Below are 25,894 nucleotides of genomic sequence, written 5' to 3' on the forward strand. Positions count from 1 at the left end.
CAGGTCGTCAAAGGAGCTCGCCTTGGCCCCATCACTCCATGCCACATCCTTTTTCTCCAACTTCGGTAGATTAATGTGCAGGCCTCCGGCCTGGAATACAAAAAAGCAGTTTGGGGGCTTTCAATATTTTCAGTCTAGCGTGACGATTCTATTGACCGGGCGGCTGCCGCTGGCGATAATGTAAGCAACAGTTTGACCGAAAAAGGAGGGACGCCGATGAACTTGTCCCTGATGGTGACACTGGCGGAGCGGACCGCCGTGCTGGTGGTGGCAACGCTGCTGTTTACCCGCGTCAAGGCGTTTCGCAGTTTGCTGAACCAACGGGCCACTGTTAAGGATAAAGCGGTGATGGTGCTGATCTTTTCCGCCATCTCCATATTTGGAACCTACAACGGCATCTGGTACCAGGACGCGATTGCCAACTCGCGCGTGATCGGCACGGTGGTGGCGGGCCTATTGGCCGGGCCCTGGGTGGGGCTGCTGACCGGTCTGGTGGCCGGCATCCACCGCTACACGCTCGGCGGTTTTACCGATCTCGCCTGCGCGATCTCCACGATTAGCGAAGGGCTGCTGGCCGGTCTTATCTACCAGTTCCGCCGCTCCCGGGAGATTCGCTGGACGATGGCGCTGGCCGTCGGGTTCATCGCCGAATGGATGCAGATGGGCATCATTCTGCTGCTGGCCAGACCGTACGAGGCTGCGTTGGCACTGATCAAGGCGATCAGTGTGCCGATGTCGGTGGTCAATGCGCTGGGCATCGCGATCCTGATCATCATCATCGACCTGGTCAAGACGGAAGAAGACCGGATCGGCGCCCTGCAGGCCCAGCGGACGCTGCAGGTGGCGGACAAGACGCTGTCTTACCTGCGGCAGGGCCTGACCTACGAGTCGGCGAGAAAGGTGGCGGAAGAAATTTTGCGCACGACCCGGGTGGCGGCAGTGGCGATCACCGATACGAAAAAGGTGCTGGCCCACGTCGGTGCGAGTTCGTCGCATCACGTCGTCGGCGAGGAGATTTCGACCAAGGCGACCCGCGAGGTGCTGGCAACCAAAGAGGTGAAGATTGCCCGCACCAAGGAGGAAATAGGCTGCCGCGAGCCCAACTGTTCGCTGCGCTGTGCCATTCTCGTGCCGCTGATGCGGAAGCAAGGGGAAATTGCCGGCGTGCTGAAGCTTTACCAGGACCGCTCCCGCAAGCTGTCGGCGGTCGACCTGGAACTGGTCCGGGGGCTGGGAAACCTGATCTCCACCCAACTGGAGCTGGCCGATCTGGAGAAGCAGGCGCGCCTTTTGGCCGATGCGGAGATCAAGGCCCTGCACGCGCAGATCAACCCGCACTTTTTGTTTAACGCGCTCAACACGATCGTGTCGTTTATCCGCTTTCGCCCGGAGCAGGCGCGGGAGCTTTTGATCCATTTGGGCGAGTACTTCCGCCGCAACTTGCACGACTCCGGCGGCTTTGTGACGCTGGCGGAAGAGTTGGAGCACATCGAGGCCTACCTGGCGATCGAGCGGGCCCGCTTCGGGGAAAAGCTGCGGGTGGAGTACGACATCGAACCGGGTGTGGACCGCTATCTGGTGCCCGGTCTGGTGCTGCAGCCGTTGGTGGAAAACGCCGTCAAGCACGGGCTGCTGCCCAAACGGGAAGGGGGCGTCGTGCGGATCGCTGCCCGCCTCCAGGACCGGCAGACGCTGGAGCTGTCGGTGGCGGACAACGGCGTCGGGATTGAGGGCGACCCGTTCGAGCCGCCGCCGCCGTCAGACGGCAAGCGCCGCCTCTCCGGGATCGGGCTGTCCAACGTCCGCAGCCGGCTGCAGTCGATCTACGGCGAGCCGTACGGCATCGTGATTGAGAGCGAAAAGGGGAAGGGAACGACCTGCGTCATACATCTGCCGATAGGAGTGAAAGCGCATGCTGAAAGCGTTCATCGTGGATGACGAAGCACCAGCCCGCGCCGAACTGCGCTATCTGCTGGAACAATTTCCGGACGTGACGGTGATCGGGGAAGCGGCGAGCGGTGAGGAAGCGATTGAATCCATCACCGGGGCGGAACCGGACGCCGTCTTTCTGGATATCCACCTGCACGATCGTGACGGCGTGGATGTCGGCCAGGAGCTGTACGAGACGATGCAAAAGCCGCCCATCATCATCTTTGCCAGCGCGTACGAAATTCACGCCGTGCGCGCCTTCGAGACGGACGCGGTGGACTACATCGTCAAGCCATTTAGTGAACACCGCCTGGAAAAGACGATCAACCGGGTTCGCCGGCTGCGCCGACAAAACGAAGCGGTTCAAAGCCACGCTCCCCAGCTGGAGGAGCAGTTGAACACCCTGCTGAAGTCCGTTCTGGCCCACCAGCAGCCGCGCCGCATCCCTGTGGAGAAAAACGGCAAGATCATGCTGATCGATCCGAACGACATCGTCTACGCCACGCTGGACAGTCGGTACGCCACCATTTACACCGAAGCGGACCAGTACGCCACTTCGTTCTCCCTGCAAGAATTGGAGAGCAGGCTGTCCCCGCATCAGTTTTTCCGCACCCACCGGGCCTACATCGTCAATCTGGCGAAGACGGCAGAACTGGTGCCCTGGTTCAAGGGAGCCGTCCACCTGGTCATGCAGGACGCGCGCCGGACGGAAGTGCCGGTCAGCCGAAACGTGGTGAAGGAACTGAAAAAGCGGCTGGGGTTCTGATGGAAGTACGTCTCGTTCATGCGCCATAATCGCCGTTCATGTCTTTATTTGTACTGTTCAGACAATTTTCGTTCTGCGTCCTCCCTCTTCCGTGATACGGTATGGTTAGGTTTTATGTATCTACATGATAGGCAAGGGGGAAGGACTGATGAAAAAATGGCTGCTCTCCGTCCTGATCTGGGGCGGGATTGCCGTGTTGGGCGCGGTCGGGTTTGGCTTTTTGGCGCTCTCCCGGGGCGAACAAGTCAACTCGTTCTGGCTGCTGACCGCCGCGTTCTGTACGTATGCCGTCGCGTACCGGTTCTACAGCCGCTTCATCGCGAAAAAAATCATGGGCCTGGACGACAACCGGGCCACGCCGGCGGAAGTGAACAACGACGGCAAGGACTTTGTGCCGACCAACAAGTGGGTGCTGTTTGGCCACCACTTTGCGGCGATTGCCGGTGCAGGTCCGCTCGTCGGACCGACGCTGGCCGCGCAGATGGGCTACCTGCCGGGGACCATCTGGATTATCGTCGGGGTAGTGCTGGGCGGTGCCGTTCAGGACTTTGTCATCCTGTTCGGGTCGATGCGCCGCAACGGCAAGTCGCTCGGCCAGATCGCCAAAGAAGAGATCGGGCCCGTCGGCGGGGCGCTGGCACTGGTGGGCATCCTGGCGATCATGGTCATCCTGATTGCTGTTTTGGCAATGGTCGTTGTAAACGCTCTCGCGGAATCGCCGTGGGCGACGTTTACCATTTTCATGACGCTGCCGATTGCCCTGTTCATGGGCCTGTACATGCGCTACATCCGTCCGGGACGAGTGCTGGAAGGCTCGTTGATCGGTCTGGCGCTCTTGTTCCTGTCGCTGTGGTGGGGGCAGGAGGTGGCCGCTTCGCCCACCTGGGGGCCGGTCTTTACATTTAGCAAGGCGCAGCTGGCCTGGATGATCATCATCTACGGGTTCATCGCCTCCGTCCTGCCGGTCTGGCTGCTGCTGGCGCCGCGCGACTACCTGAGCTCGTTTTTGAAAATCGGCACGATCGCCGTGCTGGCGGTCGGCATCCTGCTGACACTGCCGCCGCTGCAAATGCCGGCGCTGACCAAGTTTATCGACGGTACAGGCCCCGTGTTTGCGGGCAATTTGTTCCCGTTCCTGTTTATCACCATTGCCTGCGGTGCGGTCTCCGGTTTCCACGCGCTGGTGTCATCGGGGACGACGCCGAAGATGATCGCCAAGGAATCGCACGCGCCGCTGATCGGCTACGGCGGGATGCTGATGGAATCGGCCGTCGCCATTATGGCGATGATCGCCGCCTGCGTGCTGACGCCGGGCATGTACTTTGCCATCAACTCGCCGGCTGCCGTGATCGGCGTGGACGTCGCCGCAGCAGCCCAGGTGATCAACAGTTGGGGCTTTACCATTACCCCGGAACAGATTACCGCGATGGCGAACGACATCCAAGAGAACACGATTTTGTCCCGGACGGGCGGTGCGCCGTCGTTGGCGATCGGGATGGCGACCATTTTCTCCGGCATCCTTGGCGGCAAGGCGTTGATGGCCTTCTGGTACCACTTTGCAATCCTGTTTGAAGCCGTTTTCATTCTGACCACGATTGACGCCGGCACCCGCGTCGGCCGCTTCATGGTGCAGGATCTGTTGGGCAACGTGTTTCCGAAAATGAAGCAGGTGGATTGGCTGCCCGGCAACCTGATCGGTTCCGCCCTGATTTCTGCCGGATGGGGGTACTTCCTGCTGCAGGGCGTGATGGACCCGCTGGGCGGCATCTATACGCTGTGGCCGCTGTTCGGCATCGCCAACCAGATGCTGGCCGCAATCGCCTTTGTCGTCGGGACGACGCTCATCTTCAAGATGGGCAAGGCCAAGTACTCCTGGGTCACGCTGGTGCCGATGGCCTGGCTGACAGCTGCGACGCTGACAGCCGGCTGGCAAAAGCTGTTCCACAGCGATCCGAAAATCGGCTTCCTCGCTCATGCCGAAGCGTTCCAGAAAGCGCTTGATGCCGGCACCCTGCCAAGCGGCGTCAAGTCAGTGGAAGCCGCGCAAAAAATGATTTTCAACGACCAGATTGACGCCGTTGTCTGCGCCATCTTCATGGCCATCACCATCGGCATTATTCTGGACGGCCTGCGCCTGTGGATCAACATCTTGCGCGGCAAGCAGTATCCGCTGTACGAGTCGCCGTACGTCCAGTCCAAAGGGGACAATTACTACGACGGGAAAGGAAATCACGTGGCATGAGACGCAAGTGGAGAGCGATTCGCCAATCGCTGCGCAAGGTACGTTCGACGATCAAGACCATTTTTGGCATGCCGGACTACGACCGTTATCTGCAGCATTGGTACGCGACCCACGCCAAACCGGGCTTGTTCCCGATGACGGAGCGGGAGTACTACATGTACGCGCTGCGGGAACGGTATGAAAAAGGCGGAGTATCGCGCTGCTGTTAGCTTCGCGCGGCCGCTGGCATACAAGAGAAATCGGGAGGTCCGTCTGACGGGCCTCCCGCCGCTTTCCGGCTGTCCGGCGGCAGACAGGCGCATCGACAACCGGGACAGACGAAACGGTGTATCCGCAGGCAAAGTATGGTACACTAAAGGCAAAGTCAAGATGTGGGTGGCGATACGTGTGCAAGCATCAACTCTGACGGCGTTGAAAGAGCTGGCCCTTCACTGCGCCCGAGGCGCGGGTCAGCTGAGCCTCGAGCGAATGAAGCAGCCGTTTACCGTCGAATACAAGACGTCCGCCTCCGACCTGGTCACCGCCGTGGACAAGGAAGTGGAAAAACACGTGGTCGAAACGATTTTGCGCCATTTTCCCGACCACGGCATTCTCGGGGAAGAGAGCACGTTTGCTGGCGATCCTCGCCAGTTTGATACGCTGTGGGTGATCGATCCGATTGACGGCACCACCAACTTTGTCCATCAGCAGATCAATTTTTCCGTCTCCATTGCCGTCTACCACAAGGGGGAAGGACTGGTCGGCGTGGTGTACGATCCTTCCCGCGACGAGATGTTTTACGCGGTAAAAGGAGAAGGCGCTTACCTCAACGACAGGCCGCTGCGCCTGGAGCGGCAGGTGAAGCTGGAGGAAGCGCTGCTGTGTACGAGCGTCTTCTGGAACAAGCGGGCGGAGCAGATGGGCATCGACCTGATCGTGAAAAAACTGGCCGGCAAGGTGCGGGGGATGCGCCTCTTGGGCAGCGCGGCACTGGAAATGGCCTACGTGGCCGCGGGAAGGCTGGACGGTTACGTCAGCCTGTCGCTCAACGCGTGGGATTTTGGAGCCGGCAGGATCATCGTGGAGGAAGCGGGCGGACGTGTGACGACGATGACCGGCAGCCCGCTGCCGTTCGACCGGAAAAGCAGCGTGATGGCTTGCAATCCCGCATTTTACGAAGAACTGCAGCATTACCTTACGCTCACGGAAAACGATATGGCGGACAAAGGCGCGACATGACAAAAACCACTGGAACCCCAGTGGTTTTTTTGTATGGTGAAAATATCTACAACTGTCCGTTCTCCATCAGCAGGTGCACGGTCAGCACAAACATCGCGTGAGACCAGGTGAGCGGCACGACCCAAGCGGGTTCGCCGGTCTGCCTGTCGACCTGCTCCGGCAGCAGACCGAGCGGGTTGGCATGGGCAGCGGCCCACTCCAGATGGCGTTTGGCCTCGTCAAACCGGCCCTGGGCGATCCGAAACTGGGCGAGCCACAGGGTGGTGAGAATCCACGGATTGCCGCCGATGTAGCGGTCGTCCTCGTAGCGGCGGATGCCGCCGACGCCGGGGACGGCGCAGGTGCGTTCAATTGCGTCGGCGGTGCGGGCCATGCGCGGATCGGTTGCGTCCAGCAGGCCAAATGGCACGCTGAGACCGAGCAGACTGATGTCGTAGACCGGATCGTGCTGGACGTAATAGGTGACGTATCCCTTCTCGTCCGTCTCTGTGAATGTACAGAGGCCGGACTCGACGGCGCGCTGGTAGGTGGAGCGGTCCACCTGCAGTTTGAGCGCGCGGTAGAACGTTCCCCGCTGTTCGTCATAAGCCCGCGTCAAAATGGCTTCTTTCAGGGCATTGGCGGATTGTTCCCAGCGGTCGGCCAGGTCGGCTTTCCCCAGTTCCCGAGCCATTGCCGCTGCGGCGCTTATGCCGGCGTGCACGGCGGCGGCAGAATACGTGTGCTCCGCATTGCGCTCCTCCCACAGGTCGCGGCTGGGCAGCGGCAGTCCGGTGTCGCGGTCCAGATAGGAGAGCAGAAACGACGTCCCTTTTTCCACGGCCGGCCACACCTCTTCGAGAAAAGCCCGATCCTGTGTCGCCAGATAGTGCTGGTGCATCCCCCAGAGGATGGAACCGCCCTCGTCGATCTGCAGTCCCCAGGAAGGGGCAAGCCGTCCGTCGTGATAATGGCGCTGCTGAAACGAGCCGTCCGGGTCCTGCGCTGTCAGCGTCCAGCGGTAGAACATCCGGGTTAGATTGCTCAGACCGGCCCGGTCAAAGGCGGTCGTGATGTACGCTGCGTCCCGCCCCCAGCAGTAGGCGTAGCCGCCGCAGCGGGTAAAGGTCTCGTCAAACTCCGGCGCGGCGATCACGCAGCCTGTCTGCTCGTCGGCCATCAGCCGGAAGACGAGCAGGGAACGCTCGTAGACGCGGCGAATCCGCTCGTCGCAGCCGGCAGGGAGAGTGGGCTGTGCGTTCAGGAAGTCGTGCCAGTACTGCTCGGTCTGCTCCAGATGCCGCTCAACCGAGACAGCAAATGCCCGGCACATTGCGTTTACAGCCTCGTCCACCCGACTTCCCGCTGTGAGATAGACAGGAATGGCGGCTGTCTCCCCCGGTTCCAGCGACAACGTCCAGCCGAGTGCTCCGTCCGGCGCCATGGCCACTTTGTTGCCCGGCAAATACCCTTGGGACGCGTGCTTCCAGGCGTCGGCGCAGGTGTACTGGGCGCACCCAAGCGGACTGGCCAGCGCAAACGCGTATTGATGACGAAAGTACACCAGGCCGTCGATCCGGGGGTCATAGGTTACGCAGTTGTACAGGCGGTTTTCCCCGATGGTGAGCGAAGCGGCGCAGAAAAAGCGGAGCCGGATCGGTTTGCGGCCTGTGTTGGTCCATTTGTACAAGCGAACCAACAGCGGCTCGCCAGGCACGGCGAAATCGACGGTTTCCCAGCGCAGAGGCAGACGGCGGGCCGTCCCCGCCGTGCGCAGCACGTTGGTCCGCGGCAGGTAAGCCTGCTCCCATTGCCACTCAGCCGGGTCGTCTGTCCAAACGGTCTCCTCGCTTTCCTCCTCCACAAAGACGCCGGCGCGCATCCGCTCCACGTGCTGCGGGAAGTCAACATGCGGCCACCAGAGGCGGTACAGCTCTCCGTTGTGGCCCAGAGCGGCCAGCATTGACGCGTTGCCGATGACAGCGTCGTTGAGATACGGTTTTCCAGTGACAGGATTCATCATGTGGATTCTCCTTCCCATGAAGCGTCTTCCCCGGTTACGCATCCGGCTGTCGGGCCGATGAGCCGCGGACGATCAGCCGGTGGGGCAGCACGATCTGTGGCTGTGTGATCGTCTCGCCGGCCAGCTTGCGAATCAGCAGTTGGACGGTCGTGTAGCCGAGATGGTAAATGCCGATATCCACGGTGCTGATCGGCGGATTGCTCAGTTCGGACAGCATGATGTTGTTGAAGCTGACCACCGAGACATCGTCGGGGACGCGCAGTCCCGCTTCGTACAGTTGGCGGATAAACCCGAATGCGATCACGTCGTCGATCACGACGAAAGCGGTCGGCCGTTCCGGCTGGCTCATCATCAGGGACGTGGCGTGGAAGCCTGCCTGAAGCATCTCCGCCGTCATTACCCACTCCTGGCGAAACGGGAGCCCCGCTTCGGCGAGCGCCCGCTTGTAGCCTTCCAGCCGATCCTCCGAGACGACCATGTCCGGCGGCCCGCTGACAAAACCGATATGCACGTGCCCCTGGGCGATCAGGTGGCGGGTGGCGTCAAACGCGGCCTGCACGTTGTTGTTGTTGACGCACAATAGATCGTCCCGCTCCAGCGAGCGGCCCAGCAGGACGAAGGGAAAGTCGTGCTCCAGCAACAGATCTACCAGCGGATCCGCCTTGCGGGGGGCCATCAGGATGATGCCGTCCACGCGGCGGCCGAGGATCATCCGGTTGACCGACTCCAGCTCTTCCGGACGGCTGTTGGCCGATGACATCAGCACGTCGTATCCGGCTGTTTGGGCGCAGGCCAGCATGCCGCGCAGCACCTCGGAAAAAAATGGATTGACAAACTCTTCGACGGAACGGGGCAGAACAAGCCCGATCGTTTGCGTGCTTTTGGAGACGAGGCTTTTGGCCATGATGTTGGGGTGGTAGCCAAGCGCCTCCATGGCCTCCCGGACTTTTCGCACCGTCGCGGGACTGATTTTCGGATGATGGGACAGGACCCGGGACACGGTGGAAGGAGAGACTCCCGCCGCGCGGGCCACATCCTTGATCGTAACGGACATACAATCCTCCCAGTTCTGTGCAAACGTTTGTTTTTCAACATCGTACCGGAAAAGCATCCGCTTGTAAACTGTTAATGCGCAAAAATAGGGAATGAATGAAATTTACAGAAAAAAGGCGCGTGCGAGAAAAATTGGCAGAATTATGGCGGAATTCTAGCATAAAAAGGAAAATCGGACAAATTCGGCTGTTTGCAAGCGTTTTCTCGGCTGGAATGTTTCGTGTAGGATGGTAGTACATGCAAGGCGGTTTTGCCGCGCGTTCCATTTGGGGCAGTTTCTGACACAATTTAGTGCAATCGTTTGCATTGAACTTGTGCGCTGACCGGCAACACTTGCCAAAACAGCTTCAGTTTGCCCCAAGCAGCCGCCCTCTCGACGGGGGCACCGCCAGAATGGGCCGCGGCGACACGTCCGGCAGATTAACCTGTATGTCAGGAAGAAAGAGGGGTACATGGATGAAACGCTTTTTCAGCATTTTTACCGCGATGGCGTTGGCTGGTTCGCTGTTGGCCGGCTGCGGCGGCTCCAGCGAGACAGGCGGTCAGCAGGGAGGGCCGGCGCAGCAAACGAATGGGCCGGTCACGCTTACATTCTGGACGACGATGCGCGAATCAGAGACGGTGGCGCTGAAGGAACTGATCAGCCAGTTTGAACAGGAAAACAAAGAGATCAAGGTAAACCTGGAGCTGATCCCGTTCGGCGAGGCGCAGAATAAGTTTCGCACCGCGGCGCAGGCTGGCAACGGACCGGACGTGATCCGCTCCGAAGTGGCCTGGACGCCGGAGTTTGCCAAAATGGGGCTGCTGGAGCCGCTGGACAGCTACTTTACGGATCAGGACGACTTCCTGGAGGCGCCGCTTTCCTACAGCAAGTGGAACGGACACGTCTGGAGCGTTCCGGAGGTGACCGACGCGCTGGCTCTCTTGTACAACAAGCGGATGCTGAAAGAGGCCGGGTTCAACGAGCCGCCCCGGACGATGGACGAATTTGCCGCAGCCGCCAAGGCGCTGTCCAACGGCAAAGACAGGTGGGGCTTCTACCACCGCCAGACGGAAGCGTACTTCTCGCTGCCGTTTATCTGGGCGTTTGGCGGGGGGCTGATCGACGACAACCTGCAGGTGCTGATCAACACGCCGGGCGCGGTGAAGGGCATCGAGTTTGCCTTGAAACTGCGCGATCAGGATCACGCGTACCCGAAGGATCTGGACGCGGCCAACAGCTACCAGACCATGAATGAAGCCTTTAAAAAAGGGAGCGCGGCGATGATTTTCAACGGCCCCTGGGCGACATCCGACATCCTCGCCGGGGAAGAGTTCCGCGATCCGAACAACCTGGGGATCGCTCCGATTCCGGCCGGACCGGACGGGCATACCGGCTCTCCCGTGGGCGGGCACAGCCTGGCCATCTACGCCGGTTCCAAATCAAAAGAGGCCGCCTACAAGCTGATCGCTTTCCTCACCAGCAAGGAGAGCCAGGCCAAATTGGCGAGCAAAAACGGCACACTGCCGACGCGTAAATCAGCGTATGAGATGCCGGAGATCAAGGAAAACCGGCTGATCTCCGACTTTAAGGCGGTAATGGAAAGCGCCAAGAACCGGCCGGTCATTCCGGAAGGGGGACAGATTTTCGCCTCGTTCGACCCCGAGATCCAGGCGATCTACAAGGGCGAGAAAAAGCCGCAGGAAGGACTGGACGCGGTTGCCGGCGCGTGGAAAGCGCTGCTGGGACAATAGCGAATGAAAACGAAAACCGTATGAAGGCGCGAGGGAGAATGGCCAATGGGCTTTTCTTCCCTTCGCGCTGTCGAAGGACGTTGTTGGAAAAGGGGGCGTGATGGTTGACAATACGCAGCAACAAGTGGATCGCCTGGCTGTTTCTCACGCCTGTGCTTGTGGTGATGGCGCTATTGGTGTTTTATCCGCTGGTGCAGGGAATCATCTACAGCTTTACTGACATGAACCAGTACAACATGGGCAGTAAATTTGCCCCGCCCAGTTGGACGTTTGTCGGACTGGACAACTACGTCGATTTGTTTGCCTCGTTTTTCAAGCCCGATTCGGTGTTTCGCGACGTGATTGTGCAGACGCTGGTCTGGACGTTTGTCAATGTCTTTTTCCATTTCGTCATCGGGTTGGGGCTGGCGCTTCTGCTGAACCGCAACATCAAAGGACGCGGCATCTACCGCATGCTGCTGATGGTTCCGTGGGCGGTGCCGTCGTTTGTCTCCGCCTTTTCCTGGACGTGGATGTACAACCAAACGTACGGCTTGTTCAACATCATCCTGCAAAAGCTGGGATTCTCACCGATTCCCTGGCTGGGCGACAGTTTTTGGGCGATGGTCTCGGTGATCATGGTCAACGTCTGGGTGGGCGTACCGTTCATGATGATCACGCTGCTGGGCGGTCTGCAAAGCATCCCGCCATCCCTCTACGAAGCGGCCCGCGTGGATGGTGCTTCGCCGTGGAGCCAATTCTGGAACATCACGCTGCCGCTGTTGAGGCCGGTGGCGGCAACGGCGACGGTGCTCGGCGTGATCTGGACGTTTAACATGTTTACGATTATTTTCCTGGTGACGCGCGGCGGTCCGGTCCGCTCCACGGAAATTCTCGTCACCTACGCCTACCGGGAGGCGTTCTTGAACTGGAACTTTGGCATGGCCGCCACCTACGGCGTGGTGATTCTCAGTTTTCTGCTCGCCTTTACGGTGCTGTACCGGCGGCTGATCAAAGCCAACAGCAACGAGGGGGTGTACTACTGAGATGCGCACGTCCAACTGGTGGGTGCACCTGCTCTTGATCGCTGCATCCGCAATTGCCGTCTTTCCTGTGTTGTGGATTCTTTCTACCAGTTTCAAGCCGCGTTCGGAAGTGTTTTCGACCGAGCTGGCCATCGTTCCGCAGACGTTTACCTGGGAGAATTACGTTCACGTGCTGACCCGTGCTGACGGCGTCTTTTTGCAGTGGATGGCCAACAGCTTCCTCGTCGCGTTATTGACTGCGCTCGTGGCGCTGTCATTGTCCGCCACCGCAGCCTACGCCTTGTCTCGCTTCCGTTTTTCCGGCAAACGGGTCATCTCCTTCAGCTTTTTTCTCACCCAGATGTTCCCGGGGGCGCTGTTGATCGTGCCGCTGTACCGGATTGTCAACGCGCTGGGACTGTTGAACAGCTACCTCGGCCTGGTGCTCGCATATGCTACGGTAGCGGTTCCGTTTTGCGTGATGATGCTGAAAAACTTCTTTGACACGATACCCTACGAGTTGGAGGAAGCGGCACGGGTGGACGGCTTGTCCCCATTCGGCACGTTTTATCGGATTGTGCTGCCGCTGTCGCTGCCGGGTATTGCCGTGACCGGCTTTTTCGCCTTCATCACGGCGTGGAACGAATTTTTGATCGCGCTTACCTTCATGTCCGAACAGCGCATGTACACGCTGCCGATCGGTTTGCAGCAGTTTGTCAACCAGTTCAATTCCGACTGGCACTACATGGCGGCCGGGGCGATCATCGTCACGCTGCCTGTGCTGATCGTCTTTTTGCTGGCGCAGCGTTATCTGATTGCCGGCTTGTCCGCCGGCGGGACAAAAGGGTGAGCGACGGGAGGAGAGTGCCGTGACGACGAGGTCGCTGATCGACGACAGCATCGACATCATCCTGCGCCATCAGGCCAGGACGGGCGCCTATCTGGCATCGCCGGCGTTTGTTCATTACCGGTACGCCTGGCTGCGGGACGGGGCGTTTGTCGCCTATGCGCTGGACCGCTTTGGCCGCCATGAGAGTTCCCGCCGTTTTTACACCTGGTGTGATGCCGTTGTAAACAAACACGCCGACAAGGCCAAAGAAGCTATCGCCGCCGTTCGCGCGGGGTGGGCAGGCAGCGCGGAGGAGGCCAACAGACGCTTTTTGCACGCCCGCTTCACCGTTGACGGAGACGAGGTGGAGGGCGAGTGGGGAAGCTTTCAATTGGACGGGTACGGGACGTGGCTCTGGGGGCTGTCGGAGCATGTCCGCCGCAGCGGAGAGCGGAGCCTGATCGAGCAGTTTCGTACCTCTGTCGACCTGACGCTTGATTACCTCGGGGCGTGCTGGCAGCTGACCAACTTTGACTGCTGGGAGGAGCACGGCGACCGCATCCACCCGGCGACACTGGCGGCCGTATACGGCGGTGTGCGGGCGATGGCGGATTATCTGCCGGAGCGGGCAGAGGAGCTGAACAGCTTGGCTGATGCTGTCCGCCGCTTCGTGCTGGAGCGGGGGACGGAGGATGGCGCGTTTGTGAAGTCGCTGGGCGATCCGTCCGCAGATGCCAGTCTGTTGTGGCTGTCCCTGCCGTTCGGGCTGGTGGACGCAGATGACCCGTTGATGGTCCGGACCGTGACGCGGATCGAGCGGGAGCTTCTGGCCGGCTTTGGCGTTCACCGGTACCGGGGTGATACCTATTACGGCGGCGGGCAGTGGCCGCTCTTGTCTGCCTGGCTGGGCTGGTATTACGTACGAAACGGCCGACACGACGAGGCTGCGGCAATCTGCCGCTGGATCGAGTCAACCTGGACGACGGACGGCCTGCCGGAGCAGGTGCAGGAACATCTGCTGGCGCCAGACCACTACCAGCTGTGGGTGGATCGGGCCGGGATGCCGGCGGTGCCGCTTCTCTGGTCGCACGCGATGTATCTGGTGCTGGCGGATGAACTGCAGGCGGCGAGGTAGGAAAAACAGTAAACGCGGGTACCTTAAAGGGGCCCGCGTTTACTGTTTCAGGGGCTAAGTAAACAGGATCAGAAAGACGGCAATAAACAGCGCCAGGACGATTCCGATCATGGTCACGGAGGCAAAGCCGATGAAGAGGGACTTGAGGGGTTCGATGATCCACTCGACGACACAGCGCGCCAGCGGATCTTTTTTGTCCATCTGCCTGTAGGCCATCTGCAGATACGCGACGAGGACGCAAACGGCGGTAAACATCAACGCGTAACGAAAGACCATGTAAAAATAGTCGGGGTAACTCAAAACCGTGCTGACATCGCCCAGCCAGCCGATCCGCTCCTGGCCAATGGGCACGAAAATGACCGTCAAGGCAAAGCCGATCAGAAAACTGTAAATGGCCGTCTTGAGCAGCCGTTTCTCCATGTGCGAAACCTCCACTTTTTTACAGAAAGTATAGCAGGTATATGTTTGTTTGCACATAAGAAATGTTGATGTGATGCGGATTTTGTCTGTTTTAACTAAAATATTTTCATTCATATAATACAAATTCAAATATTTTTAATTTGGGGAGATTCCCAAAAACTGTGATATGATACAAAACGTTAGACGTCAGACATCTAGGAGGGACTTATATGGAGGCAGCTGTGAACACGCGGCAAGGCAAACCAAAACATCCTCCTGGCTTGTACTTGCTGTTTTTCACGGAACTGTGGGAGCGCTTTAGTTACTACGGCATGCGGGCGCTGTTGACCCTGTATCTCACCACCGCGCTTATCAGCGGGGGGCTTGGGTTTGAAAAAGGCGTCGCCATGAGCATCTACGGATTTTTTACCGGCGCGGTTTACTTTACGCCGCTGATCGGCGGATACCTCTCCGACCGATATCTGGGCAGAAGACTGGCCATTACCATCGGCGGGATCACGATGGCGGCCGGCAACTTCGTCCTGTTTGCGGAACACAGTCTGTTGGGCTTGTATCTCGGTCTGGCACTGTTGATTATCGGGAACGGATTTTTCAAGCCGAACATTTCCACACTGGTCGGCGAACTGTATCCGGAAAACGACAACAGACGTGACTCGGCGTTCACCATTTTCTACATGGGGATCAATATCGGGGCCTTCTTCGCACCGCTCGTCTGCGGATATCTGGCGGAAGACCTCTTCAAGACCACGGTAAACGGCGTGGTTCAATACGGCTTCAAATACGGCTTCCTGGCCGCTTCGATCGGCATGATGATCGGCCAGCTCATTTTCAATCTATTGGGTAATCGCTATCTCGGCGACATCGGCAAAAAGCCTGTGGGGAAATCGGAGGATAAGGCCAAGGCTGCTGCGGCCAACGCTCCGCTGACCAAAAAGGAAAAACAGCGCACCGCAGTGATTATTATCATCACCTGTTTTGTGGTCTTCTTCTGGGCCGGCTTTGAACAGGCAGGCAGCTCGCTTACGCTGTACACGGACAAGTTTGTGGACAAGCAGGTGTTTGGCTACGAGGTGCCGACTTCCTGGTTTCAGTCGCTGAACCCGCTGTTCATCGTGCTGCTGGCGCCGATCCTGTCCGGTTTGTGGGTGAAGCTGGCGTCCAGCAAACGGGGTGATCTGAAGATCCCGACCAAAATGGGGATCGGCATGATCATGCTCGGCATGGGGTACATGGTGCTGCTCCTGGCGGTTCTGCACACCGGGAGCGACGAAAACCACATTTTGAACAAAGCCAACGTCATGTTCATCGTGATGACGTACTTCCTGCACACGCTGGGGGAACTGTTCCTCTCGCCGGTGGGACTGTCGATGGTGAGCAAGATCGCTCCCGTCAAGCTGGCGTCCCTGCTGATGGGCGTCTGGCTGGCCAGCACGGGCGTAGCCAACATTCTGGCGGGTGAACTGGCTTCTTATACGCAATCGCTCGGTTATCTGGAAGTGTTTGGCTTGATCGGTTTGCTGGCAATCGTGATGGGGCTCTTGCTCCTGCTGGTCTCCCGCAAGCTGGTGCAGATGATGGGATAGCATGGCGTGAGCATAACGCACAAAAAAAACCGCCCGGCTTCAGCGGGGGCTGCGGGCGGAAACATGGAGGACGTTATGTCCTTCGGTAGGGTCTGACATTTCCAATGGTAAGCCACAGATGTTGCGGCAAGATGGAGAAATGATGAAGAATGTGTAAACGTTCCAAAAGCCGCAAGCAAGGCTGCTTCCATGTTACAGCCTGCCGGCTTTCCGGGCCCTGCAACCAAAAAAGGCTCTGTGTTTTGCATAAAACACAGAGCCTTTTTGATTGCTGAACGAAAGCGAAGGGGTAATCGCTCAGCTCAGGAGCTGCAAGAATTGACGCGTGCGCTCTTCCTGCGGGCGGGTGAAAAGCTGCTCCGGCGTGCCGCGTTCCACAATCAGTCCCTGGTCCATGAAGATCACCTCGTCGGCCACGTCCCGGGCAAACGCCATTTCATGTGTGACGATGACCATCGTCATGCCTTCCAGGGCCAGTTCCTTCATGACCTTCAGCACTTCGCCGACGAGCTCCGGGTCAAGAGCGGAGGTCGGTTCGTCAAACAGCATCACCTGCGGGTCCATCGCCAGCGCGCGGGCGATGCCGACACGCTGCTGCTGCCCGCCGGAGAGCTGGGCGGGGTAGTGGTCCAGTTTGTCCGCCAGCCCCACCTTGGTCAGCAGGGAGACCGCCTTGGCCCTGGCCTTGTCCGGTGATTCCTTCTTTACCGTGACGGGCCCTTCCATCACGTTTTGCAGGGCGGTCATGTGCGGGAACAGGTTGTAGCCTTGAAACACCATGCCGGTCTGTCGGCGCAGCCGGGCGATCTCCGCCTTGTCCACTTTGCCGCGGGCGGAGAAGTCCAGCTTTACCTCGCCGATTTGGACGCTGCCTTCGGTCGGCAGTTCCAGCGCGTTGAGGCAGCGCAGCAGGGTGGTTTTGCCCGAGCCGGACGGTCCGATGATGACGACCACCTTGCCTTTTTCCACCGTCAGCGAGACCCCTTTCAACACATGCAGGTCTCCAAAGCGTTTGTGAAGATTTGAAATGACGATCATCCAACATTCTTCCCTTCTAGGCGACGTAACGGTCCAGCCTGCTTTCGATCCGGTCCTGGATGAAGGAGAGGATCAGGCAGATCAGCCAGTAGATGAACGCAGCCTCTGAATAGACCAGCAGCGGTTCGTAGGTGGTGGCGGTAATCTCCTGCGCCTTGCGGAACATCTCCGGCACCAAAATGGTGGCGGCCAGCGACGTGTCTTTCACCAGGCTGATGTACGAGTTGGACAGCGGCGGCACCGAGACACGGGCTGCCTGCGGCAGGATGACGCGCTGCAGCGCCTGCCGGTAGGTCATCCCCAGCGAATAGGCGGCTTCCCACTGTCCCTTGGGAATGGACAGAATCGCGGCCCGCACCACTTCCGACGCGTACGCCCCGACGTTGAGGGAAAAGCCGATCACTGCGGACGGAAACGGATCGATGGTCAGACCGACGCTGGGCAGGCCGTAAAAGAGAATGAAGAGCTGCACCAATAGCGGCGTGCCGCGAATGATGGAGACGTAGACGCGGGCGATGGCCACCAGCGGCTTGCTGCCGGAGATGCGGGCAAGCGCCGTCAGGACGGCGATCACCAGGCCGATGGCAAACGAAATGATGGACAGCGACAGCGAGTACGTCAGTGCTCCTTTCAACAGGGGAAGAAACGAGCTCTGTGCGATCTCAATCCATCGCTCCAGGCGTTCAGGGTTGTCGAACAAGCTATTTGGAAACATCTGCACCAAACCATTTCTCGGAGATTTTTAGATACGTGCCGTCTTGCATCATGTCGTCCAGCGCCTTGTTGAAGGCGTCTACCAGTTCCTTGCTGCCTTTGCGGAACATGAAGCCGTTTTTGGCGCTGTCCGGATGCTTGGCGACGACTTTGATCGGCGTGTCCGGCTTCTGCTTTTGATAGTCCAGGAAGGACAGGCCGTCGTTGATGGTGACGTCCACCCGCTTGGAGACGAGCAGGCCGATCGCCTGGTTAAATCCTTCCACGGCGACGATTTCCGCGCCGTTTTCTCTGGCGATGTCGGTCAGGTTGCTGGTCAGCGTCTGCGCCGCTTTCAATCCCTTGATGTCCGAAAAGCTGGTGACGGTGTTGTTGTCCTTGTGGGTCACCAGCACGGCGGTGGATACGGTGTACGGCTTGGAAAAGTCGTACGTTTTCAGGCGGTCCGGCCGGATGCCCACCTGGTTGGCGATCACGTCAAAGCGCTTGGCATCAAGACCGGCAAACAGCGCGTCCCACTGTGTCTCTTGAAAGACAGGCTCGACGCCGATGCGTCTGGCGATCTCCGACACCACTTCCACGTCAAAGCCGGTCAGCTTGCCCGACGAATCGTGGAACGTAAAGGGAGGATAGGTGCCTTCCGTGCCGATCACCAGTTTCCCTTCCGCTTTTACTTTTTCCAACAGGTTCTGCTCGGCCTTTTGCTCGGCAGGGGCGGAGGCAGTGTCGGCGGATGGAGATGGACTGGCGGAGCTGCAGCCGGCCGCTCCCAAAAGCAAGGTGGAGATGAGTGCGAAAACCAATCGTGTTTTCATGGAAAAATCCCCCTGAAACGATATGACTGGTTGGAATATTGAGACCATACTAAAAGGGTTGATCCGTTTTGTCAATGCGCCAGATTTCACTCCGTCACAAACGGGATGGAGGCCGGTCAAGCCTCCGTTTTTTGGCTGTAATTTCTTGGCTGTAAGAAGAAAAGTGGCCGACCTCCACTCCGACCGGAATCAGAGGCCATGCCACTTGGCAAGCCAACCTGGGTTATTGGCTGATGTCTTTGCCAAACCATTTTTGGGAAATTTGCTTCAGCGTGCCGTCCTGCTTCATGCTCTCCAGCACCTTGTCGATCTCTTGCACCAGTTCGTCGCTGCCTTTGCGGAACATGAAAGCGCACGGGACGCCTTCCTGGTTCTCCTTGACGATCTTGATCGGCGTGTTCGGCTTCTGTTTCAGGAAGTCGAGGACGGACAGGTTGTCGTTGATCACGACGTCAACGCGCTTGGTGGAAATCAGATCGATGGCGTTGTTGAAATTGTCGACGGCGACGATTTCGGCGCCCAGTTCACGTGCCATGTCAGCGTAGTTGCTGGTCATCGACTGGCCGGCTTTCAGGCCTTTGATGTCCGAGAAGTCCTTCACTGTGTTGTTGTCCTTGTGCGTCACCAAGACAGCGCGGGATACGGAGTACGGCTGGGAAAAATCGTATTTTTCCTGGCGGTCCGGCTTGATGCCTACCTGGTTGGCGATCACGTCAAAGCGTTTGGCGTCGAGACCGGCGAACATCGCGTCCCACTGTGTCTCCTGGAAGACTGGCTCCACGCCGAGCCGTTTTGCCACTTCGGTAATGACGTCCACGTCGTAGCCGGTCAGTTTTCCCGATTGATCGTGGAACGTAAACGGGGCATAGGTGCCTTCCGTGCCGATGACCAGTTTGCCTTCTGCCTTTACTTTCTCCAGCAGGTTTTGCGTGGAGGCCTCACCGTTGGAAGCACCAGATTGTTCAGGCTGGGCAGGCGTTGTAGACGTGCCGCAGCCGGTAATACCGAGTAACAAACTTGTAATTAAAGCTGCACAAACCCATTTTTTCATCGAGAAACCCCCACTAAGTTGATATGAATTTCATGGGATCATACTAAAAGGCTTTGCCGTATTTGTCAATGACCAGAAACAACCGGCCTCCCATTTTTTTAGGATACCCAAAATATGCGGAACATGATGGCTGTGGACCAGATTGGCAGATTGGCTTTGCCTGTACCGTTACGGCAGTGAAGTTCGTGGTTGAGTCTGCATACGAAGAGGCGTACAATAGGAACGAAGTGAAAGAGCCCCCCTTTCCCGGAAAGCGGGGGCTGCTGCTTCTGGCATCATCACACCAATGAATCACGGACTCCGGCGGCATTCGTAGCGATTCGGCCGGAGAGAAAAAAGGAGATTTTACGATGTTAAACGACTGGCGCATGTATACAGACGAAACCGGCACGGAGCAAAACCATACAGCCTGGCACGAGGTGCTGAAGGCGATCGCCCAACTGGACGGCACGACCAGGACACTGGTGCACGCCGCGTACGGCGACCACGTGGATTTGGTGGTGGCCGGCGGAAATCAGGGACTCGTCCTGGTGCAGTGGAAAGAACACGAGCCAGTCGAGCGCCATTACGTGCTGGCGCAGGACAAGCCGGCAGCCGTCATGACTACCCTGACGATCGAAGGCAGCGAGGTGGCTTTTCCCGCCGCTTGGTGTGTACCGCTGGAGCAGGCAATTCCCGTCTGCGGCGACATTTTGCGCACCTGCGAAAAAGGAGAACCGAACGGCCTCACCTGGCAGCCGGTAGAGATGTAGCACAGGGACGAGGCACCGGAGGTCGTCGACGATGGAAATGAACACGCTTATTCAATCGATCCTGGTGATGGCGGCGATCATCGGCATCGGTGCGGTGATCGGCATCCGCCAGCCGCTCGCGGCCGATTCCCGCCAGCTCCTGATCACGATTATTGTCAATGTGGCGATGCCCTGCATCATATTAGACGGGGTATTTCAAACGCCGATTGACGATCGTCTCATGCTGCAAATCTTCGGAATATTCGTTGTTTCTGTACTATTAAACTGCCTGGGCATTCTCATCGGCTGGCTGGGGGCGCGAACGCTGCCGCTGTCTGCCAAAAAGCGGCGCGAACTGGCTATTCTCTCCGGTTTGGGCAATACTGGATTTATCGGCCTTCCCCTGTGCGCTGCCCTGTTTGGGCCGAAAGGGGCGGTGCTCGCCGCCGTCTTTGACGCCGGACTTGATTTTGTCATGTGGACCGTGGCGGTGATGATGCTGCAGGAGAAAGCGAGGTTCTCGCTGAAGGGACTGAAAGCGATGGTCAACATTCCGATGATCGCCATCGTTGCCGGTCTCGGCTTTGCGATGTCCGGCCTGACGCCGCCGGAACCGGTGAAGCAGTTGGCTGCAGCGCTGGCCCGGCTGGCTTCTCCTCTGGCGATGCTCTACATCGGCATGCTGCTGCCGCTCCTCCTGCGCAACAAGCGGCAGGTGTCCCTGCCGTTGTTGGGCGTGCCGCTTATGTTCAAGCTGTTTGTGTTTCCGCTCTCGGCAGCGCTGCTGTTGTCCCAACTGCACGTGGACGCGGAGATTACCCGCGTCGCGATTGTTCAGGTGGCCATGCCGACGGTGGCGATGGCGTCCATCCTGTTCGCCCGGTACGCGGCCGATGAGGAGATGGGGGCGATGACGACGGTCTTTTCCACGCTGCTCGCACTCTTGACGATTCCCGCCGTGCTGATGGTGGGCAGTATGTTGATCCGCTGACTATGGTCGAAGCGGTTTTGGATGTTCATGAAACATTTCCCATCTCCAAGCAGTCATACAAGGTAAACAGCAACACATGATGTAACAGATTGGAGGAATTGCGCATGAAATGGAAGAAGGCTGTGGCCTGCGCCGTCGGGCTGCAACTGCTCCTCACCGTTCCGGCTGTGGCTGATGTAACCGCCAAGATCACAGTAAACGGTCACGCCGTGCAATGGAAGCACGAGGCGATTACAGTCAACCAGCGAACCTATGCGGCTGCGGCGGATGTGAGCGAGTTTCTGCAAGCCGCCTGGAAGGTGGAGGGCAATACAGGGGTGCTGTCGCTGCCATCAAACAGGACTCTTGCTTTCAAGCTGAACACCGGCGAGGTGGCCGTCGACGGGAAGTGGACCACGATCGAGCACGGAGCCCGGGAGTACAACGGCACTGTCTATCTGCCGCTTCGCTGGGTAATCGAACAGGCGGGGCTTTCGATTCAATGGAACCCAACCACGAAGGAGGTGGATATCGTGAAGCCAAAAGGAGACGATGATGCGTTCAAAGTGCTTGAGAACGGGCAATTGAGCGCAGAGGAGAAAGCATTTGTCCAGAAGGTGAAGGAGCAGCGGGGCGTGCACAACCTGGGTGACTTGTACGTGATCGCCCTCGGTCAGGCGCCCAATCCCGGTTACGGTTTGAAGGTGACCGGTACGGAGTGGAGCTTGGAGCAGCTCAAGGTGTACGTCAAGCAGACCAAGCCGGAACCGGGCAGGCTCTACGCCCAGGTGATCACCTATCCGTATCTGGTCGCCCGGGTGAAACTGCCGCCGAACACGACCATCCAGTTTTACGATGCCGATACGAAACAGCCGTTGTTTGAACAGCAGAAGATCCAGCCGGGCCGATGAGGGTCCGGTTTTTTGTTGCCTTTTCCAAACCGGATGCTGTAAAGTAGAATGTATAGAAACGATTGGTGCGATTATCTTGGGTAAGGAGGTGCAGGTACGTGTTTGGGGCTGTTCAAGCGTGGTTTGTGGTAGAAGTTACCAGCATGACGCATGAGGAATTCCGCCAAGGGGGTAGTCTGCCCTTTTTTAGCCATACAATTGAGCGGAATCAACCAAGGCGTACCATGCATCGATAACCCATCGTCTGTCCGATTGTGCAACGATGCCGCAGGTGTAGGCCTGCGGCTTTTTTGCGTCCAAAAACGGCCGACGGCGCCTGTGTGGCCCGGAGGAGGAGGCGATATTCACGTTTCCTGAGCGGGAGCGGGCCCGCTTGGCCGGACCTGTTTGTCGGGCAGGGCGGTGGCACAACCCAAGGAGGCGTATTTTCATGATCATCATCGCAACCCAACACGTGCAAAAGTCGTTCGGAATCGACCCCGTTCTGCGGGATGTCACGCTGGAAATCAAGGCGGGGGAGCGGATCGGCATCGTCGGACCGAACGGCGCCGGCAAAACCACGCTGTTCAAGCTGTTGGCCGGCCTGGAGCAGCCCGACGCGGGAGAGGTATTTCGGGCGAAGGGCATCCGCTGGGCCTACCTGCCGCAGTCGCCGCAGTATCCGCCGGAATGGACGGCGCGGGACGTGATCGCCAGCGCCTTTGGCGACGTCCTGGCGATACAGGAAGAGATGCGTTTTCTGGAGCAGGAGATGAGCCGCGTCAGTGAAGCGGATCGTGAGTTGGAGCGGCTGATCGGGCGCTACCAGACGCTGCAGTCCGAGTTTGAGCGGCTGGACGGCTATCAGTGGGAAGCCCGAATGGCACAGGTGACGGACGGCCTGGGTCTCTCCGAGGCATTTTTGTCCACGCCTTTTTCGCGGTTGAGCGGAGGGGAACAGACCAAGACCGGGATGGCCAAACTGCTCTGCCAACAGAGCGACGTACTGCTCCTGGATGAGCCGACCAACCATCTCGACCTGGAGGCGATGGAGTGGCTGGAGGGATTTTTGCGCGACTATCCGGGAACGGTGCTGATTATCTCGCACGACCGCAGCTTTCTGGACGCTGTGGTCAGTTCCATCTACCACCTCGACGGAGGCGTGGTGGAACACTACACCGGCAACTACAGCGCCTTCGTCAAAGAGCGGGAGGAGCGGCTGCTGCACCAGTTTGCCGAGTACCAGGAGCAGCAGAAAAAGATCAAAAAGATGCAGGAAGCGATCAAACGGCTGAAGGAGTGGGGCAACCGCTCCAATCCGCCCAACGAGGCGTTTCACCGCAGGGCGAAAAGCATGGAAAAGGCGCTGAACCGGCTGGAGCGGATCGAACGGCCCCGTCTGGAAGCGAAGCGGATGGGCCTGGAGTTTCACAAGGCGGAGCGGAGCGGCGAAGAGGTGTTGGTCGCGGAGGGTGTGAGCAAGTCGTTCGGGGGAAAGCAGCTGTTTGACGGCGCCTCTCTTCTGCTGCGGTACGGCGAACGAAAAGCGATCCTCGGGCCCAACGGCTGCGGCAAGTCGACGTGGATCAGGATGATGGTGGGCGAGCTTCCGCCCGACGCGGGTACGGTACGGATCGGAAGCAGTGTAAAGCTCGGCTATCTCTCCCAGCGGGCGCTGGAGGGGGACCAGGAGCGGCGGGTGATCGACGTGTTTCGCGAGACGGCGGCCGTCTCCGAGGCGGAAGCGCGTCACCGGCTGGCGGCGTTTATGTTTTACGGCGAACAGGTGTTCAAAAAGATCAGCCAGTTAAGCGGCGGGGAGCGGATGCGCCTGCGGCTGGCGCAGTTGATGCACCAGGACATCAACCTGCTGGTGCTGGACGAGCCGACCAACCACCTGGACATCGAGGCGCGCGAAACGCTGGAGGAGGCGCTGGCCGACTTTCAGGGATCACTGCTCATCGTCTCCCACGACCGGTACTTTTTGCAAAAGATGGTGGACGGCGTTTACTGGGTGGAAAACGGCCGGCTGGTCCACTACGAGGGCACCTTTGAAGAAGCGCGGGAAAAACGAAGACAGCGGCTCAGCGGGGCAGCCAGCCGGACAGCGGAGAACAAGCGGAAAGCGGTGGAGCCGCTGCAGCGTGAACAGAGCCCGCATTCTGAAACAATGCCGCACACGATGAAACCGGCCAGTTCCCGCAAGCGGCCCAACCTGTACAAGCTGGCGGAATTGGAACGGGCGATTGCCGAGCGGGAAGCCCGGCGGGATGAGGTGACGGCCCTGCTGTCCGGCGGCGAGACGGACTACCGGAAACTGATCGACTACCAGCAGGAACTGGAGCACTTGACGGAGGAGATCGACGCTCTGTACCGCGAGTGGATGGAGCGGCAGGAGGGCTAGACGGGAGAGCAGGCAAACGCTGCTCATTGTAAAAACAACAGCGGGGAAGGCACGGACTTGACCAGGCCTTCCCCGTTTTCACAGGGTATTCGATTACAAAAGGATGGTAGTCATCCTACGCTTGGGCGCTGGGCTCCGGCAGCCGGTGGTAGCGGGCGCGGAACAAGATCAGCATGACGACCATCAAGATGCCGCCGAGGAGAAACGGACCGCTTTGGTACCATTCGTAGACGGCACCGCCGGCCAGCGGACCGAGGATGCGTCCCAGGCTGTCGATGGAGCTGATCGTTCCACTGGTGACACCCTGGCCCTGGGTGGTCCGCTGCGTGATCATTGCCGTACCGGTAGCGCGAATCATGCCCTGCCCCGCTCCGAACAGGGAGAGCGTGAGTGTCAGCGCCCAGAAATTGGCGGCCAGCGGAATGGCAAAGAAACCGATGCCGTAGAGGATCAGGCCGATGGCCAGGACGAGCGGCTCGCCCAGCGATTTCACCATTTTGCCGATCAGTCCACCTTGCACGAAGGCGGAGATGATCCCCATGACGAGAAACATGTAGCCGAGGTCTTTCGATGAGTACCCGTACAAATCGTTTATGTAGAGGGCAAAGGTCGTCTCCAGACCGGCAAAGGCAAACGAGACGATGAACATGATGCCGTACAAAAGCGAGAGCGGTCCAAACAGTGCAGTCAGCGGATTCCCCCGCTTGACCCGGGAACTGCCCGTCCGCTTCTCCCGCGGCAGGCTTTCCGGCAGCGCAAACAGAATGATCAGAAACGTCAACAGCGCCACGCCGCCGGAGACGAAAAACGGAACGCCAAAGCCCCATCCGCTCAACAGGCCGCCGAGAACGGGACCAAACACGAAGCTGAGGCCGACTCCGGCCCCGATCACGCCCATACCTTTCGCCCGTTCATCAGGCGGAAACAGGTCGGCCACCATCGCCGTGACCGTCGGCATTGCGGCAGCTGAGACGATCCCGCCGATGATCCGGTAGGCCAGCATCTCGGCATAGCTTTCAGCCAGGCCGAACAGGATGAAGGTGACGGAAAATCCGAACAAGCCAAAGGCGATCAACGGTTTTCGCCCGATCCGGTCGGACAGCATGCCCCAGATGGGAGCGAACAACAGCTGCATGATGTTGTAGCTGGCAAACAGAATGCCGATCTGCAGTGAAGAGGCGCCGACGTCTTCGGCGAAATACGGAAGGATCGGTATGATGATGCCAAAACCCAGCATGGTGAGGAAGGCGACCAAAAACAGCAGGGAAAGGTACTTCTTTTTCACGTGAACCATACCTCTTTCCAAACAGTTTGTCATGCTGTATCCACCTTACGGGATGGTTTTGTCGAAGTCAAGCGATTCGCC

General features: G+C 58.8%; 22 protein-coding genes. 14 read left to right on the forward strand and 8 right to left on the reverse strand.

Going from position 1 to position 25,894, the window contains the following annotated elements; genetic code table 11:
- The first annotated feature begins 216 nt into the window (after positions 1–216).
- The 5 genes from Q7F15_RS04660 (at position 217) to Q7F15_RS04680 (ending at position 6,155) form a co-directional block, all read left to right on the forward strand.
- Positions 217–1,938 (forward strand): sensor histidine kinase, encoded by a 1,722-nt coding sequence (locus Q7F15_RS04660; protein WP_212132054.1) that lies wholly within the window; start codon positions 217–219, stop codon positions 1,936–1,938.
- On the forward strand, positions 1,913–2,695 hold the full coding sequence (locus tag Q7F15_RS04665) for a LytR/AlgR family response regulator transcription factor (RefSeq protein ID WP_212132053.1): 783 nt from the start codon (positions 1,913–1,915) through the stop codon (positions 2,693–2,695). Before Q7F15_RS04660 ends, Q7F15_RS04665 begins: the two co-directional genes overlap by 26 nt.
- Positions 2,696–2,843: 148 nt before the next feature.
- On the forward strand, positions 2,844–4,937 hold the full coding sequence (locus tag Q7F15_RS04670; RefSeq protein ID WP_212132052.1) for a carbon starvation CstA family protein: 2,094 nt from the start codon (positions 2,844–2,846) through the stop codon (positions 4,935–4,937).
- Positions 4,934–5,146 carry a CstA-like transporter-associated (seleno)protein gene (locus tag Q7F15_RS04675; RefSeq protein ID WP_171566012.1) on the forward strand — a complete coding sequence of 71 codons (213 nt, stop codon included), beginning with the start codon at positions 4,934–4,936 and terminating at the stop codon, positions 5,144–5,146. The genes Q7F15_RS04670 and Q7F15_RS04675 overlap by 4 nt, the downstream gene beginning before the upstream one ends.
- Positions 5,147–5,324: 178 nt before the next feature.
- Positions 5,325–6,155: an inositol monophosphatase family protein gene (locus Q7F15_RS04680; protein WP_171566014.1), complete on the forward strand. Its 831-nt coding sequence runs from the start codon at positions 5,325–5,327 to the stop codon at positions 6,153–6,155.
- A 46-nt stretch (positions 6,156–6,201) separates the two neighbouring features.
- On the opposite strand, the gene Q7F15_RS04685 is transcribed toward Q7F15_RS04680, so the two are convergent.
- Positions 6,202–8,157, reverse strand: a complete 1,956-nt coding sequence (locus Q7F15_RS04685; protein ID WP_230077302.1) for a glycoside hydrolase family 15 protein — start codon at positions 8,155–8,157, stop codon at positions 6,202–6,204.
- A 34-nt stretch (positions 8,158–8,191) separates the two neighbouring features.
- Positions 8,192–9,211, reverse strand: a complete 1,020-nt coding sequence (locus Q7F15_RS04690; RefSeq protein WP_171566015.1) for a LacI family DNA-binding transcriptional regulator — start codon at positions 9,209–9,211, stop codon at positions 8,192–8,194.
- Between the two features lie 455 nt (positions 9,212–9,666).
- On the opposite strand from Q7F15_RS04690, the gene Q7F15_RS04695 reads away from it, so the two are divergent.
- From Q7F15_RS04695 to Q7F15_RS04710, 4 genes are all read left to right on the forward strand, one after another.
- Positions 9,667–10,944, forward strand: coding sequence for an extracellular solute-binding protein (locus Q7F15_RS04695; RefSeq protein ID WP_171566016.1), 1,278 nt, complete (start codon positions 9,667–9,669; stop codon positions 10,942–10,944).
- 104 nt (positions 10,945–11,048) lie between these two features.
- The gene (locus tag Q7F15_RS04700) at positions 11,049–11,969 is read left to right on the forward strand and encodes a carbohydrate ABC transporter permease (protein ID WP_230077300.1); all 921 of its coding nucleotides are present in this window, start codon (positions 11,049–11,051) and stop codon (positions 11,967–11,969) included.
- A gap of 1 nt (position 11,970) precedes the next feature.
- On the forward strand, positions 11,971–12,798 hold the full coding sequence (locus Q7F15_RS04705) for a carbohydrate ABC transporter permease (RefSeq protein ID WP_171566018.1): 828 nt from the start codon (positions 11,971–11,973) through the stop codon (positions 12,796–12,798).
- A gap of 19 nt (positions 12,799–12,817) precedes the next feature.
- The gene (locus Q7F15_RS04710) at positions 12,818–13,912 is read left to right on the forward strand and encodes a glycoside hydrolase family 15 protein (protein ID WP_304415179.1); all 1,095 of its coding nucleotides are present in this window, start codon (positions 12,818–12,820) and stop codon (positions 13,910–13,912) included.
- A gap of 54 nt (positions 13,913–13,966) precedes the next feature.
- Here the strand turns inward: Q7F15_RS04710 and Q7F15_RS04715 are convergent, their stop codons facing one another.
- Positions 13,967–14,332: a hypothetical protein gene (locus Q7F15_RS04715; RefSeq protein ID WP_171566021.1), complete on the reverse strand. Its 366-nt coding sequence runs from the start codon at positions 14,330–14,332 to the stop codon at positions 13,967–13,969.
- Positions 14,333–14,541: 209 nt separating this feature from the next.
- On the opposite strand from Q7F15_RS04715, the gene Q7F15_RS04720 reads away from it, so the two are divergent.
- Positions 14,542–15,915 (forward strand): peptide MFS transporter, encoded by a 1,374-nt coding sequence (locus tag Q7F15_RS04720; protein ID WP_304415180.1) that lies wholly within the window; start codon positions 14,542–14,544, stop codon positions 15,913–15,915.
- Between the two features lie 297 nt (positions 15,916–16,212).
- On the opposite strand, the gene Q7F15_RS04725 is transcribed toward Q7F15_RS04720, so the two are convergent.
- The 4 genes from Q7F15_RS04725 to Q7F15_RS04740 all read right to left on the reverse strand — a co-directional run bounded on the left by Q7F15_RS04725 (position 16,213) and on the right by Q7F15_RS04740 (position 19,533).
- Positions 16,213–16,953 carry an amino acid ABC transporter ATP-binding protein gene (locus Q7F15_RS04725; protein ID WP_171566024.1) on the reverse strand — a complete coding sequence of 247 codons (741 nt, stop codon included), beginning with the start codon at positions 16,951–16,953 and terminating at the stop codon, positions 16,213–16,215.
- Between the two features lie 16 nt (positions 16,954–16,969).
- Positions 16,970–17,668, reverse strand: coding sequence for an amino acid ABC transporter permease (locus tag Q7F15_RS04730; RefSeq protein WP_304415181.1), 699 nt, complete (start codon positions 17,666–17,668; stop codon positions 16,970–16,972).
- Entirely contained in the window at positions 17,655–18,482 is an 828-nt protein-coding gene (locus Q7F15_RS04735; RefSeq protein WP_171566026.1) for an amino acid ABC transporter substrate-binding protein, read from the reverse strand. Before Q7F15_RS04735 ends, Q7F15_RS04730 begins: the two co-directional genes overlap by 14 nt.
- 223 nt (positions 18,483–18,705) lie before the next feature.
- On the reverse strand, positions 18,706–19,533 hold the full coding sequence (locus Q7F15_RS04740) for an amino acid ABC transporter substrate-binding protein (protein ID WP_171566027.1): 828 nt from the start codon (positions 19,531–19,533) through the stop codon (positions 18,706–18,708).
- A gap of 350 nt (positions 19,534–19,883) precedes the next feature.
- Here Q7F15_RS04740 and Q7F15_RS04745 point away from each other — a divergent pair, with 350 nt between their 5' ends.
- The 4 genes from Q7F15_RS04745 (at position 19,884) to abc-f (ending at position 24,528) form a co-directional block, all read left to right on the forward strand.
- The gene (locus tag Q7F15_RS04745) at positions 19,884–20,285 is read left to right on the forward strand and encodes an Imm1 family immunity protein (RefSeq protein WP_171566028.1); all 402 of its coding nucleotides are present in this window, start codon (positions 19,884–19,886) and stop codon (positions 20,283–20,285) included.
- A 31-nt stretch (positions 20,286–20,316) separates the two neighbouring features.
- A complete protein-coding gene (locus Q7F15_RS04750) occupies positions 20,317–21,255 on the forward strand; it encodes an AEC family transporter (RefSeq protein ID WP_212133550.1) in 939 nt (312 codons plus the stop codon).
- A 104-nt stretch (positions 21,256–21,359) separates the two neighbouring features.
- Positions 21,360–22,145 carry a stalk domain-containing protein gene (locus Q7F15_RS04755; RefSeq protein ID WP_171566030.1) on the forward strand — a complete coding sequence of 262 codons (786 nt, stop codon included), beginning with the start codon at positions 21,360–21,362 and terminating at the stop codon, positions 22,143–22,145.
- A gap of 430 nt (positions 22,146–22,575) precedes the next feature.
- Positions 22,576–24,528, forward strand: coding sequence for a ribosomal protection-like ABC-F family protein (gene abc-f, locus Q7F15_RS04760; protein ID WP_304415182.1), 1,953 nt, complete (start codon positions 22,576–22,578; stop codon positions 24,526–24,528).
- A gap of 115 nt (positions 24,529–24,643) precedes the next feature.
- On the opposite strand, the gene Q7F15_RS04765 is transcribed toward abc-f, so the two are convergent.
- The gene (locus Q7F15_RS04765; RefSeq protein WP_171566033.1) at positions 24,644–25,813 is read right to left on the reverse strand and encodes an MFS transporter; all 1,170 of its coding nucleotides are present in this window, start codon (positions 25,811–25,813) and stop codon (positions 24,644–24,646) included.
- Positions 25,814–25,894: the final 81 nt, after the last annotated feature.

It is taken from the genome of Brevibacillus aydinogluensis (assembly GCF_961514395.1).
Classification (GTDB): Bacteria; Bacillota; Bacilli; order Brevibacillales; family Brevibacillaceae; genus Brevibacillus; species Brevibacillus aydinogluensis.